Source organism: Streptomyces achromogenes subsp. achromogenes, assembly GCF_000720835.1.
Taxonomy (GTDB): Bacteria; Actinomycetota; Actinomycetes; order Streptomycetales; family Streptomycetaceae; genus Streptomyces; species Streptomyces achromogenes.
In genome coordinates, this window is record NZ_JODT01000022.1 from 96,416 (window position 1) to 109,795 (window position 13,380).

The 13,380-nt window shown below is 70.2% G+C and carries 10 protein-coding genes and 1 tRNA gene; 9 read left to right on the forward strand and 2 right to left on the reverse strand.

From position 1 onward, the window contains the following. Window positions 1-13 precede the first annotated feature (13 nt). From IH25_RS0123235 to IH25_RS0123265, 7 genes are all read left to right on the forward strand, one after another. Window positions 14-1,297, forward strand: coding sequence for an ABC transporter substrate-binding protein (locus IH25_RS0123235; protein WP_030613776.1), 1,284 nt, complete (start codon window positions 14-16; stop codon window positions 1,295-1,297). Then, a complete protein-coding gene (locus IH25_RS0123240) occupies window positions 1,297-2,268 on the forward strand; it encodes a carbohydrate ABC transporter permease (protein WP_030613779.1) in 972 nt (323 codons plus the stop codon). Before IH25_RS0123235 ends, IH25_RS0123240 begins: the two co-directional genes overlap by 1 nt. Beyond that, entirely contained in the window at window positions 2,265-3,164 is a 900-nt protein-coding gene (locus IH25_RS0123245; protein ID WP_030613782.1) for a carbohydrate ABC transporter permease, read from the forward strand. Before IH25_RS0123240 ends, IH25_RS0123245 begins: the two co-directional genes overlap by 4 nt. A gap of 3 nt (window positions 3,165-3,167) precedes the next feature. Further along, window positions 3,168-3,758: a hypothetical protein gene (locus tag IH25_RS0123250; protein ID WP_030613783.1), complete on the forward strand. Its 591-nt coding sequence runs from the start codon at window positions 3,168-3,170 to the stop codon at window positions 3,756-3,758. Window positions 3,759-4,220: 462 nt separating this feature from the next. Next, window positions 4,221-6,959 (forward strand): exo-rhamnogalacturonan lyase family protein, encoded by a 2,739-nt coding sequence (locus IH25_RS0123255; protein WP_030613786.1) that lies wholly within the window; start codon window positions 4,221-4,223, stop codon window positions 6,957-6,959. A gap of 129 nt (window positions 6,960-7,088) precedes the next feature. After that, window positions 7,089-7,535, forward strand: a complete 447-nt coding sequence (locus tag IH25_RS0123260; protein ID WP_030613789.1) for an SRPBCC family protein — start codon at window positions 7,089-7,091, stop codon at window positions 7,533-7,535. 39 nt (window positions 7,536-7,574) lie between these two features. Next, a tRNA-Val gene (locus IH25_RS0123265) sits at window positions 7,575-7,646 on the forward strand. A gap of 79 nt (window positions 7,647-7,725) precedes the next feature. On the opposite strand, the gene IH25_RS0123270 is transcribed toward IH25_RS0123265, so the two are convergent. Further along, window positions 7,726-8,451, reverse strand: a complete 726-nt coding sequence (locus IH25_RS0123270; RefSeq protein ID WP_030613792.1) for a 3'-5' exonuclease — start codon at window positions 8,449-8,451, stop codon at window positions 7,726-7,728. A 498-nt stretch (window positions 8,452-8,949) separates the two neighbouring features. Between IH25_RS0123270 and thrS the strand changes: the two genes are divergently transcribed. Both thrS and IH25_RS0123280 read left to right on the forward strand, forming a co-directional pair. After that, a complete protein-coding gene (gene thrS, locus IH25_RS0123275; protein WP_030613795.1) occupies window positions 8,950-10,926 on the forward strand; it encodes a threonine--tRNA ligase in 1,977 nt (658 codons plus the stop codon). Window positions 10,927-11,032: 106 nt separating this feature from the next. Further along, on the forward strand, window positions 11,033-11,593 hold the full coding sequence (locus IH25_RS0123280) for an HIT family protein (RefSeq protein WP_037655464.1): 561 nt from the start codon (window positions 11,033-11,035) through the stop codon (window positions 11,591-11,593). 39 nt (window positions 11,594-11,632) lie between these two features. Here IH25_RS0123280 and IH25_RS0123285 read toward each other — a convergent pair whose 3' ends face one another. Then, entirely contained in the window at window positions 11,633-13,279 is a 1,647-nt protein-coding gene (locus IH25_RS0123285) for a hypothetical protein (protein WP_030613801.1), read from the reverse strand. Window positions 13,280-13,380: the final 101 nt, after the last annotated feature.

A 13,380-nucleotide genomic window follows, 5' to 3' on the forward strand; every position in this document is an offset into this window, starting at 1 on the left:
GGGAGGCCCGACTGTGGGAACCAGGAATCTTGACAGGCGTACGATCCTGAAGGCGGCCGGGGCGTCGGCGGCCACGCTCGGGCTCGCCGCGACCACCGGCTGCGGCGGCGGAAGCGGCTCCGGAAACGGCACGGTGACGATCCGTTACTCCTGGTGGGGTGCCGAGGAGCGGGCCAAGAAGATCAACCAGTCCATCGCCCTCTTCGAGCAGAAATACCCCAAGATCAAGGTCAAAACCGATTTCCAGACGTATGACTCGTTCTGGGAGAAGTTCCAGACCCAGGCCGCCGGCGGAAACCCCCCGGACGTTTTCCAAAACGCCGTCACTTTCCTCAGGAAGTACGACAAGCGCGGAATTCTCCTCGATCTCAAGCCTCAGGTGGAGGCCGGGAATCTGAGCCTGGATCACTTCCGCGCGGGCGTCACGAAGGTCGGTGAAGTCGACGGCAAGCAACTCGGAATCCCGGTCGGCTCCAACACCATGTCACTCGTCATCGACAAGAAGCTCTTCCGGAAGGCGGGCGTCGAACCCCGGCCGGGCTGGACCTGGGACGAGTACTTCAAGGCCCTGAAGACCATCCGCGACAAGACGCGGGTCCCCGGGGACACCGGCTACTTCACCATCATGTACCTGTACGACCTCTACCTGCGCCAGAACGGCAAGGCGTTCTTCACCGACGACGGACTCGGCTTCGACCAGGCCGATCTGACGGAGTGGTGGACGGACGGCCTGGGCCGGGTCAGGGCCGGTGTCGTCACCGACCCCAAGACCGTCCAGCAGGACAAGCCCAAGTCCTCCCTCTCCGCCGGCCACGGCGCCTCGGAGTTCACCTGGGACAACTTCACCGTCCGCTACTCGGCCGAGGGCGACAGCGAGTACGGCCTCGCGCCCATCCCCACCACGGACGGCAAGCACACCGGCCAGTACCTCGCCTCCCTGATGCTCAGCGCCTCCGCCCGCACCTCCCACCCCAAGGAGGTCGCGCAGTTCATCGACTTCATGGTCCACGACCCCCGGGTCGGCACGATCATGGGCTACGACCGCGGCATCCTCACCAGCAACGAGCAGTTCGCGGCCTACAAGCCGGCCGACGCGGTCAACAAGGAGATCGCGCAGTACGAGGAGGACACCGCCAAGGCCGGCGTCCTCGGCGCGATCACCCCGCACCCTTCCGGTGCCGACACCATCGAGGCCGCCTTCATGCGCATCGGCGGCGACCTCGGACAGGGCAAGTCCAAGGTCTCCGACGCGGTGAAGCAGTTCTTCACCGAGGCCGAAGCCGCCTTCCAGGCCTGATGGGAAACGCCGTGACGCTCGTCAAGGACTCCGTGCCCGCGACCCGCGGCGCACGCCGGGCCGCCACCGCGAGGACGGGGCGGCCGGGCCGGCGGCGGGAGAACCTCGCCGGCTATCTGTTCATGTCCCCGTGGATCGCCGGGTTCCTGCTGCTGACCGCGGGCCCGATGATCGCCTCCCTCTACTTCGCGTTCACCGACTACAACCTCTTCACCAGCCCCAAGTGGGTCGGTCTCGACAACTTCACCAAGATGTTCGACGACCCGCGCTGGCAGAAGTCGGTGGAGGTGACGGCCAAGTACGTCGTCATCGGCACCCCGCTCAAGCTGCTCCTCGCCCTCGGCGTCGCCCTGCTCCTCGCGCAGAGCCGCCGCGGCCAGGCCTTCTACCGGGCCGCCTTCTACGCCCCCTCGCTCATCGGCGCGAGCGTCTCGGTCGGCTTCGTCTGGCGCTCGCTGTTCTCCGACGGCGCCGTCGTGGACCGTACGCAGACCTTCCTCGGCTTCCACGTCGGCGGCTGGGTCGGCAACGCCGACTGGGTGATGTACTCCCTGGTCGCACTGACCGTCTGGCAGTTCGGCGCGCCCATGGTCATCTTCCTGGCCGGGCTCAAGCAGGTGCCCAGGGAACTGTACGAGGCGGCCGAGATGGACGGCGCCGGGCCCTTCCGCAGGTTCTGGAACATCACCCTGCCGATGATCTCCCCGGTGCTGTTCTTCAACGTGCTGCTGGAGACCATCCACTCCTTCCAGATCTTCGGCTCGGCCTACGTCGTCTCCAACACCGCCTGCGGACCGGCCGACGCCACGCTCGTCTACACCTGCTACCTCTATCAGCAGGGCTTCAAGAACGCCCAGATGGGCTTCGCCTCCGCCATGGCCTGGATGCTGCTGCTCGCCGTGGCCCTGGTGACGGCCGTCCTCTTCTGGTCCCAGAAGAAGTGGGTGCACTACGAGGAGGACGCCCGATGAGCGCCACCACCACCAAGGCCCCGGTGCGCGCGGCCGGCATCCGGACCCCGGGCCCCGGCCGCCGCCGGGCCGGCTCCCTGGCCTGGCACCTCGGCGCCCTGCTGATCCTGGCCGTCATCCTCTACCCGGTCGTCTGGGTGATCGGCGCCTCGTTCAAGCCCAGCAAGGACATCATCAACAGCCTCACGCTGTTCCCCTCCCGCCCCATCCTGTCCAACTTCAAGGGACTGGCCGACGGCATAGCGGATGTCGGGATCTGGACGTTCTTCCAGAACTCGCTGCTCTACGCGGGCGGCGCGGTCGTCGGCGTCCTGGTCTCCTGCTCGCTGACCGCCTACGCCTTCGCCCGTATCAAGTTCGCCGGCCGCAACCTGCTGTTCTCCCTCATGATCGGCACGCTGCTGCTGCCGTACCACGTGCTGCTGATCCCGCAGTACGTGATGTTCCAGAAGCTGGAGCTGGTCAACACCTACGTCCCGCTGCTGATCGGCAAGTACCTCGCCACCGAGGCCTTCTTCGTCTTCCTCATGGTGCAGTTCATGCGGAACCTGCCCCGGGAACTGGACGAGGCCGCCCGCCTCGACGGCTGCGGGCACCTGCGCACCTACTGGTCGATCGTGCTGCCGCTGTGCCGGCCCGCGCTCATCACCAGCGCGATCTTCACCTTCATCAACGCCTGGAACGACTTCATGGGCCCGCTGATCTACCTCAACGAGCCCGGCAAGTACACCGTCTCCCTGGGCCTGATGATGTTCCGCGACTCCGACGGCGTGGCCGCCAACTACGGCGGCATGATCGCCATGTCGCTGGTCGCGCTGCTGCCGGTGTTGCTGTTCTTCCTCGCCTTCCAGCGCTATCTGATCGACGGCATGGCGACCTCCGGACTGAAGGGCTGAACCATGTCCCAAGCTCGGGTGAGACCGCGCCGGGAGTCCGGGTTCGCGGAGCGGTACGGCGTCTTCGCCGAGTCCCTGCTGACCGGGGTGTGGATCGCGGTGGCCTGCCTCGGCGTGGTCACCTACCCGGCCGCGTTCGCCGCCGGCGCCCGGCACCTGCGCCGGCGTACCGCCCACCAGGGCGGCGGATGGCGGGAGTTCACCGCCGACTTCCGCTCCGCGCTGCGCGGGGGATGGGCCGTCGGCGCCGCCGGCTGGGCCGCCGCATGGGTCGCCTGGCTGGACGTCCGGGCCGTGCACGCCGGACTGCCCGGCGGGCCCCTGGCCGGGGCCGTGGGACTGTTCGCGCTGCTCGGGCTCGCGGTGGCCGGGCTGCGGGCGGCGGCGGTGTGGACGCCCGGGGAGCGGTGGCGGGTCCTGTTCGCCGCCGCCGCGCGCCGTACCGTACGGGATCCCGCGGGGTCCTCCCTGCTGGTCGGCGGGGCCGTCCTGATCTGCTGTTCCGCCCTGCTCATCGCCCCGCTGGCGGTTCCCGTGCTGGGGGCCGTGGCCGCGGCGGCCGTCGCCGTCGAGGAGCGCTACCACCGCCGCTGACCCCCGGCTCCGCCCAGGCCGGCCACCGCCGAGACCGACGGCGCCCCGTCCGGCGCCGGACGGGGCGGGAAGCGGCGGCCGGTGGAGCGCGGCACCGCTGGAAGACCGGACCGCCCGGACCCCGGAACCGGTGGAACCAGCGGCCACCGGAGGCCGGCGCTTTGGAACCCGCGGCCCCGTACTCCGGCTGCGCCGAACGGGTGGTCCGCCGGAGCCGGGTGTCGCTGAACAGGCGGTTCCCGGACCCGGCGCCGCGAACGGACCGTTCCCGGACCCGGGCGGCACCAGCGGCCCGGCACCAGCGGCCCGGCCCCGGGAGCCGGGCACCACCGGACCCACGCCCTGCCCGGAACCCGAGCCCCTCCCCAGGACCCGCACCCCTCCCCCCTCTCCGGGACCCGCCCCCAGCACCGTCACCACCGCTGTCATGCCCCTGACCGCACCGTCATGGAAGGAAAGGTCATGTCCCCCATCCCCCGCAGGTCCCTCCTCAAGGCCGCCGCCGTCGCCGGAGCGGTCGCCCAGTTCAGCTGGGCCCTGGGCGCCCGGGACGCCGAGGCCGCGCCCGCTGCCGCCGCCGACGGCGCCGACCCGGTGACCCTGGACTGGCTGGAGGACGGCGGCCTCGGCGCCGCGCCCGGGGCCACCGTCGGCGTGCCCTGGCCGATGGGCGCCCACCCGGCGGACCGGTCCTTCGCGGTCACCGACGCCGACGGCAGGCACGTCCCCGTGCAGACCTGGCCGCTCGCCTACTGGCCCGACGGCTCCCTGAAATGGACCGCCCACGCCGTCGGCACCGGCACCGGCGAACTCACCCTCACCACGGGCACCCCCGCCGAGCCCGCGAAGAAGGTCACCGTCGACAGCGGCGGCGGCACCGTCGACGTCTCCACCGGCGTCATCACCGCGAAGATCGGCAAGAACGGCTCCACGCTCATCAAGTCCGTCACCCGCGGCTCCACCGAGATCGCCCGCAACGGCCGGCTCGTCCTCCTGCGCCAGCCCGAGATCGAGGACGAGGACCAGGGCACGGTCAGGACCGAACGCTTCGACGGCGCCGTCTTGTCCGTCACCGTCGAACAGGACGGACCGGTCCGGGCCGTCGTCCGCGTCGACGGCAAGCACCGCAAGGGCGACCGCGAGTGGCTGCCGTTCTCCCTCCGCCTGTACTTCTACGCCGGCTCCGACTCCTTCCGCATGGTGCACACCCTCACCTACGACGGGAGGCAGGAGCCCGGCAAGGCGAGCGGCGACTTCATCCGCGGCCTCGGCGTCCGCTTCACCGTGCCGATGCGCGACGCCGCCTACGACCGGCACATCCGCCTCGGCGGCGAGGGCAGCGGACTGCTGCGCGAGGCCGTCCAGGGCATCACCGGACTGCGCCGCGACCCCGGCGCCGCCGTCCAGGCCGCCCAGTACGAGGGCAAGAAGCTGCCCGACCCCGCCACCTGGGACCAGCGGGTCACCACCCGCCTGCGGTACATCCCGCACTGGGGCGACTACACCCTCGCCCAGCTCTCCGCCGACGGCTTCACCGTCCGCAAGCGCACCAAGAAGGGCCACGGCTGGATCACCGCCGGCGGCGGCCGGCGCGCCTCCGGCTTCGGCTACGTCGGCGGCGCGAGCGGCGGCCTCTCCTTCGGCCTGCGCGACTTCTGGGAGAAGTTCCCCGCCCAGCTCGACATCCGCGACGCCCACACCGACGAGGCCACCGTCACCCTCTGGCTCTGGTCACCCGAGGCCCAGCCCATGGACCTGCGCTTCTACCACGACGGCATGGGCCAGGACACCTACGCCGAACAGCTCGAGGGCCTCAACATCACCTACGAGGACTACGAGCCCGGCTTCGGCACCCCCTACGGCATCGCCCGTACCTCCGAACTCCTCTTCTGGGCCAACGACTCCACCCCCACCGCCGACACCCTCGCCCGCCAGGCCCGCGCCGTACGCGTCCTGCCCCAGCTCGCCGCCCCGCCCCGCCAGCTCATCAAGGCCAAGGTCTTCGGCCCCGGCCTGTACTCCGAGCCCGACCGCTCCACCCCCGCCAAGGCGAAGATCGAGGACCACCTCGACTTCCTCTTCACCTACTACAAGGACCAGGTGGAGACGCGCCGCTGGTACGGCTTCTGGGACTACGGCGACATCATGCACACCTACGACTCCGCCCGGCACGTATGGCGCTACGACATCGGCGGCTACGCCTGGGACAACTCCGAGCTCTCACCCGACCTGTGGCTCTGGTACGCCTACCTCAGAAGCGGCCGCTCCGACATCTTCCGCTTCGCCGAGGCCATGACCCGGCACACCGGCGAGGTCGACGTCTACCACCTCGGCAAGTGGGCGGGCCTCGGCACCCGGCACGGCGTCCAGCACTTCGCCGACAGCGCCAAACAGCAGCGCATCGCCAACACCACCTACCGGCGCTTCTACTACTTCCTCACCGCCGACGAACGCGTCGGCGACCTCATGCACGCCAACGTCGACTCCGACGAGACCTTCCTCGTCCTCGACCCCCAGCGCAAGGTCCGCACCGACCCCTACACCCCCGACCGGCACGCCCTGTCCATCGGCTTCGGCACCGACTGGAGCGGCCTGGTCTCGGCCTGGCTCACCGAGTGGGAACGCAAGGGCCCCAAGTGGGAGAAGGCCAGGGCACGCGTGCTGTCCACGATGGCGGGCATCGCCGCCCAGCCCAACGGCTTCGTCCAGGGCAGCGGACTCTACGACCTCGACACCGGCGAGTTCGCCGTGGCCGACAAGCCGGCCGTCTCCGTCTCCCACCTCTCGGCCGTCTTCGGACTCAACGAACTGTGCGCCGAACTCATCCACCTCGTCGACATGCCGGAGTTCAAGGAGGCCTACCTGGACTACTGCCGCTACTTCAACGCCACCAAGACCGAACAGACCGCCCGCTACGGCACCAGCTTCGGCACCCTGCTGCTCTTCCAGGGGCACTCACGCCTCGACGCCTACGCCGCCGTACAGACCGGCGACGCGGCCCTCGCCCAGCGCGCCTGGGCCAAGTTCTACCACTCCGACGGCTACACCGAGTCCTCCCCCTGGAGGACGGAGAAGCTGACCGGACCGGCCGCCCTCGTGGAGGGCGGCGAGGCGCCCTGGGTGTCCACCAACGACACCGCCCTCTACGGCCTCGCCGCCATCGAGAACCTCGCCCTGCTCGGCGACAGGATGCCCGCCTAGCCGGGAGGTGGCTGGGGGAGCGCCGCGGCACGGGCGGCGGCGCTCGCCCTGCGAGTGTGACCCGGCCCACGGCGGGGCACATGAGTACGCGTACTCACCTTCGTGAACCCACCCCGGCACACTCGCCCCATGGACCCCCACCACTACCACTTCCACAGCCTCTGGCCCCTGCCCGCCCCGCCGGCCGCCGTCTACGCGGTGCTGGAGCGGGCCGAGGACTACCCCCGGTGGTGGCCCCAGGTGCGGTCGGCGACCCGTCTGGCCGAGCACACCGGCCTGATCGTCATCCGGTCCGCGCTGCCCCTCGCCCTCACCGCCACCCTGCGCCAGACCCGCCGCGACCCGGCCGCCGGCGTCCTGGAGGCCGCCCTCTCCGGAGACCTCGAAGGCTGGGCCCGCTGGACGATCACCGCCGGCGGCCCCGGCACCCTCGCCCGCTACGAACAGGACGTCTTCGTCGGCCGGCCCCTGCTCAGGCGGCTCGCCCTGCCCGGCCGGCCCCTGTTCCGCCTCAACCACCGCCTGATGATGCGGGCCGGACGGCGCGGACTGCTGCGCCGTCTGGAGGCGGTTTGAACGAAGGGCGCCCGGACCTGTATTGTTCAGTGCGTTCCCGGGCGATTAGCTCAGCGGGAGAGCGCTTCGTTCACACCGAAGAGGTCACTGGTTCGATCCCAGTATCGCCCACCGGAAAAGGCCGGTCCGCCAACAGCGGACCGGCCTTCTTCATGCCCTCTCGATGTCCGCTTCCACCCCGCCGCCCGGGTCACGCCGCCGCCGGCAGCTCCGGCCGCAGCGGCCACTCCGGGCACACCGTCTCCTCCGAACCACTGCGCGCGAACCACGCCTGCAGCCCGCGCGCCTGCGCCGCGTGCCACTCCACCTGGAGCGCGTGCAACTCGGCCGGGGACAGCCGCTCCAGCCGCGTCGCGAAACGCCGCCCCAGCGCCCGTACGACATCCAGCGCGGCCAGCGCGTCCGCCGCCGCGTCATGCGCGCCCTGCGGCGTCACGCCGTAGTGCCCGCACAGATCGCCCAGCGTGCGGCGGCCCTTGCGGTACCGGTCCAGCTGCCGGTCGAGCACCTGCGGATCCAGCACCTTCAGCGGCACCGAGTCGAACCAGCGCGCCAGCGACGACGCCCGGTGCCGGCGCAACTCACGGTCCAGCAGCGTCAGATCGAACGGCGCGTTCATCACCACCAGCGGGCGGCCCAGCGTCGCGTGCTCCGCCAGCTGCTCCGCTATCTCGTACATCACCGGCGCCGGCCAGCGCCCGTTGTGCTGGAGGTGCTCCTCCGTCAGCCCGTGCACCGCCGTCGCCTCCGCCGGCACCGGCACCCCCGGATTCACCAGCCAGCGCGACACCCGGGGCCGGGTTCCCGGCGCGTCCTGGACGACGACGGCGGCCGACACGATCCGGTCGGTCTCGACGTCCACGCCCGTCGTCTCCGTGTCGAAGGCGGCCAGCGGCCCCTCGTACCAGGTCGTCATCCCAACTCCTCGCTCCCCCATGGCAGCTGTCGTGCCGACTTCTGGAGTTTGGTGATACCCGGCCTGTTTGCGCCGTACGCCGCGAGAAGTCAACAGGCGTGCGGATCAGCGCAGTTCAGCGATCCGCAGCGGCAAAACGCCGAGCTGGTAAGGCAGTTGGGCATGGTCAGAGTCCGGACAACGGCATCGACCGGATCGTCCTGGCCGTACCCGGCGACAAGATCCGCTGGTGGCGCGATACTCCCGGCGGCCCACGCCCCGCACGGCACCCGCGAGGCCGTCGACCACCGGCGGGCCACCGGCGCCATGGACGCCTCCGGTCCCGCACTTCGCGTCACCCTCGGCAAACCCGTACTTCCCGGAGGAGACCGGCGGGCCCCGTAGCCGGGCGCGCACCCAGGGTGACCGTTTCGCGGTCGGTGCCGTCGGGTCGGTACGATCGCCTGTGCGCGCGCTCCTGGTATGGCGCCGCACCCCACCTTCAGTCAGGAGAGACCGGTGTCAGACGTCCGTGTGATCATCCAACGCGATTCCGAGCGGGAAGAACGCGTGGTGACGACGGGCACTACGGCCGCCGACCTCTTCGCGGGCGAGCGCTCGATCATCGCCGCGCGCGTGGGCGGCGAGCTGAAGGACCTCACGTACGCACTGTCCGACGGCGACGAGGTCGAGGGCGTCGAGATCTCGTCCGAGGACGGCCTGAACATCCTGCGCCACTCCACCGCGCACGTCATGGCGCAGGCCGTGCAGGAGCTGTTCCCCGAGGCCAAGCTGGGCATCGGCCCGCCCGTCAAGGACGGCTTCTACTACGACTTCGACGTGGACAAGCCGTTCACGCCCGAGGATCTCAAGGCCATCGAGAAGAAGATGCAGGAGATCCAGAAGCGCGGGCAGAAGTTCGCCCGTCGTGTCGTCACCGACGAGGCGGCCCGCGAGGAGCTGGCGGACGAGCCGTACAAGCTGGAGCTGATCGGCCTCAAGGGCTCGGCCTCGCACGACGACGGCGCGGACGTCGAGGTCGGCGCCGGCGAGCTGACGATCTACGACAACCTGGACGCCAAGACCGGCGAGCTGTGCTGGAAGGACCTGTGCCGCGGTCCGCACCTGCCCTCCACCCGGCTCATCCCGGCGTTCAAGCTGATGCGCAACGCCGCCGCCTACTGGCGCGGCAGCGAGAAGAACCCGATGCTCCAGCGCATCTACGGCACCGCCTGGCCGTCCAAGGACGAGCTGAAGGCGTACCTCGACTTCCTCGCCGAGGCCGAGAAGCGCGACCACCGCAAGCTCGGTGCCGAGCTGGACCTCTTCTCGATCCCCGAGCAGATCGGCTCCGGCTTGGCCGTCTTCCACCCCAAGGGCGGCATCGTCCGCCGCGTGATGGAGGACTACTCGCGCCGCCGCCACGAGGAAGAGGGCTACGAGTTCGTCTACACCCCGCACGCCACGAAGGGGAAGCTCTTCGAGACGTCCGGGCACCTGGACTGGTACGCCGAGGGCATGTACCCGCCCATGCAGCTCGACGAGGGCGTGGACTACTACCTCAAGCCCATGAACTGCCCGATGCACAACCTGATCTTCGACGCGCGCGGCCGGTCGTACCGCGAGCTGCCGCTGCGCCTGTTCGAGTTCGGGACCGTGTACCGGTACGAGAAGTCGGGCGTCGTGCACGGCCTGACCCGCGCGCGGGGCTTCACGCAGGACGACGCGCACATCTACTGCACCCGTGAGCAGATGTCCGAGGAGCTGGACAAGACGCTCACCTTCGTCCTCGGCCTGCTGCGGGACTACGGCCTGACCGACTTCTACCTGGAACTGTCGACCAAGGACCCGGAGAAGTTCGTCGGCTCCGACGAGGTCTGGGAGGAGGCGACCGAGACCCTGCGCGAGGTCGCCGAGAAGCAGGGTCTGCCCCTGGTTCCCGACCCGGGCGGCGCCGCCTTCTACGGTCCGAAGATCTCCGTCCAGGCCAAGGACGCGATCGGCCGGACCTGGCAGATGTCGACCATCCAGCTCGACTTCAACCTGCCCGAGCGGTTCAACCTGGAGTACACCGGCCCGGACGGCTCCAAGCAGCGCCCGGTCATGATCCACCGCGCGCTGTTCGGCTCCATCGAGCGGTTCTTCGCCGTCCTGCTGGAGCACTACGCGGGCGCCTTCCCGGCCTGGCTGGCCCCGGTCCAGGCGATCGGCATCCCGATCGGCGACGCGCACGTGGAGTACCTCCAGAAGTTCGCGACCGCGGCGAAGAAGAAGGGCCTGCGCGTCGAGGTGGACTCCTCCTCGGACCGCATGCAGAAGAAGATCAGGAACGCGCAGAAGCAGAAGGTGCCGTTCATGGTCATCGCCGGCGACGAGGACATGTCCAACGGCTCGGTGTCCTTCCGCTACCGCGACGGCTCGCAGGAGAACGGCATCCCGTTCGACGAGGCCATCGCGAAGATCGAGCAGATCGTGACGGAGCGGACCCAGGTCTGATCCGCACCGGCTCCGCGGCCCCCGGGACCACCGTCCCGGGGGCCGCGCCCGTTGCGGAGAGCGCCCGAGTCCGCCCCGGCCGCACGGTGGGCCGGGGTGACGCCATATGCTGCCTAGCATGACGAGTGAGCCGGAGCAGCAGATCGGAGTGGGGACGCAGGACGCGTTCCAGCGCCTGTGGACGCCCCACCGGATGGCCTACATCCAGGGCGAGAACAAGCCGACCGGTCCGGGGGCCGACGACGGCTGTCCCTTCTGCTCGATCCCGGCCAAGTCGGACGAGGACGGGCTGATCGTGCGGCGCGGTGAGCAGGTGTACGCCGTGCTCAACCTGTACCCGTACAACGGCGGCCACCTGATGACCGTGCCCTACCGGCATGTGGCCGACTACACCGAGTTGACCGGGACGGAGACCGCCGAGCTGGCCGAGCTGACCAAGCAGGCGATGACGGCCCTGCGCACCGCGTCCGGCGCGCACGGTTTCAACATCGGCATGAACCAGGGCTCGGTCGCGGGCGCGGGCATCGCCGCGCACCTGCACCAGCACATCGTGCCGCGCTGGGGCGGGGACACGAACTTCATGCCGGTGGTGGGTCACACCAAGGTGCTGCCGCAGCTGCTGGCCGACACCCGGAAGATGCTCGCGGAGGCCTGGCCGGCCGCCTAGCCGGACGGTGGGTGCCCTCTCCGCAGGGCACCCACCCGCTCACGCGTCGTAGAGATCGGCCTTCCTCGGCATCGGGTCCTGGACGTTGCCGCTGAGGAACGACGAGCGGGCGCCGAACTTCTCGGTGTCCACGCCGTTCTCCTCCAGCACCTTGATCGCCGCCGAGTGCACCACGCGCAGCACCGGCGTGGCCGCGCGCAGCGCGTCGTCGGCCATGAAACGATGGCGCCACGGCTGGTCGGCCCAGGCGTGCCGCAGACCGAACGGCTCGGGCAGGCCGAGGGAGCCGCCGAGCCAGTTCAGCAGCGGCGGGTACCAGGTGAGCGGGGCGCGGACGGCGAGCCGTACGACCTCGTCGGTGGTGACCAGCGGCAGCTTGATCGTGCGGTTCTCCCAGGGCTTGAGGGACTTGGCGACTTCCTTGGTCGGCGCCTCCGGCTTGCTGGTGAACAGCGGGTTCACCGGCCCCAGCGCGTGCCCGGTGACCTCGATGCGCAGGGTCTGGTGCAGCACGGTGACGGTGATCAGCATGGTGATGACCAGCTGTCCGTCCCACAGGGTCCACTGCACGCCCAGGTAGTGCCGGTCGCCGCTGCCGAACTGCTGCTTGTTGCAGATCTCCTGTATGGCGTGCGGCTTGACCTGGAACGCCTCGACGTCGGCGCCCTCGGGCCGGGACACCGCCGTGGCCTTCTCACCGATCGGCGTGACGATCCAGTGCCGTATGGAGGGCTTGGGGAAGCCGCCGGTGTGCAGCGGGCCGCGCTCCAGCAGGGACAGCTTGTCGTGGATCGCGCGTATCACGTCCCAGCTGCGGAAGGGGTGGATCTCCCGGCCGGGGTCGGCGGGCACCAGGTCCTCGGCGAGCTGCCAGGCGCCCCAGCGGGTGCCCATGCCGAGTATGCCCTTGGGGCCGGCGTAGAAGACCGAGTTGGACTGCTGCTCGGCGGTCAGCCGGGCCAGGGACTGGCGCAGTTCCTCGGCGGCGGTCTGGTCGGGGCCGCGGGGCACCGCCTCCGGGATCTTGGCGCCGACGCTGGTCCCGGAGAGCAGGCCGTCCCAGCGCGCGCGCAGGTCCCTGGCGGTGCGTTCGCACAGCTGCTTGGCCAGGTACCAGCCGACCACGGGGGCGACGACGGCCGCGCGGGCGTACCACGCCCAGAAGCCGGAGAACGGCATCTTGACCAGGAACAGCGCGGCGAGCAGGCCGAAGCCCAGCAGGAGCGTGGTGGCCAGCGTGCCGGCCCGCTTGTCGTCGCGGCGGGCGACGAAGGAGCGCAGCAGGAAGACGAGCAGCCAGCCGATCATGCCGGGCAGGAAGATCAGGCCGCAGACGACGGTGATGACCGTCAGGCGGTTGTCCCGCTCCCGGCGGATGTTGTTGGCGGCCAGGGCGTGTTCGACCACGAACTGCGGTTCGGTGCCGAAGGACTGGATGAGCGGTTTGCGGCCGGGGGACAGCATCCGGTCCACCAGGGCCCGGGAGAACGCCTCGCCCAGATTGGGCCGGAACATCTTGATCCGGCCTGCCTTGACGGTCGACTCGTGCCACTCGTTGTCGGCCTTCTTGATCTCCTCGATCGGGCTGTCCCGGTATGCCGCGGAGGCCAGCGCGGCGGTCGCCGCCTGTCCCTCGCCGACCGAGACGGGTACCTGGGGCCCGTCCCACTCCGTTCCTATCGACATTCCCGCCCCTATCGCCGCCGGTGCCGTGCCTGCGGCCTTCCCGACTTCCTTGCTCCGCACACCTGTTGGACCGGTTGCCGGGCCGCCGCCGGGACGGCGGC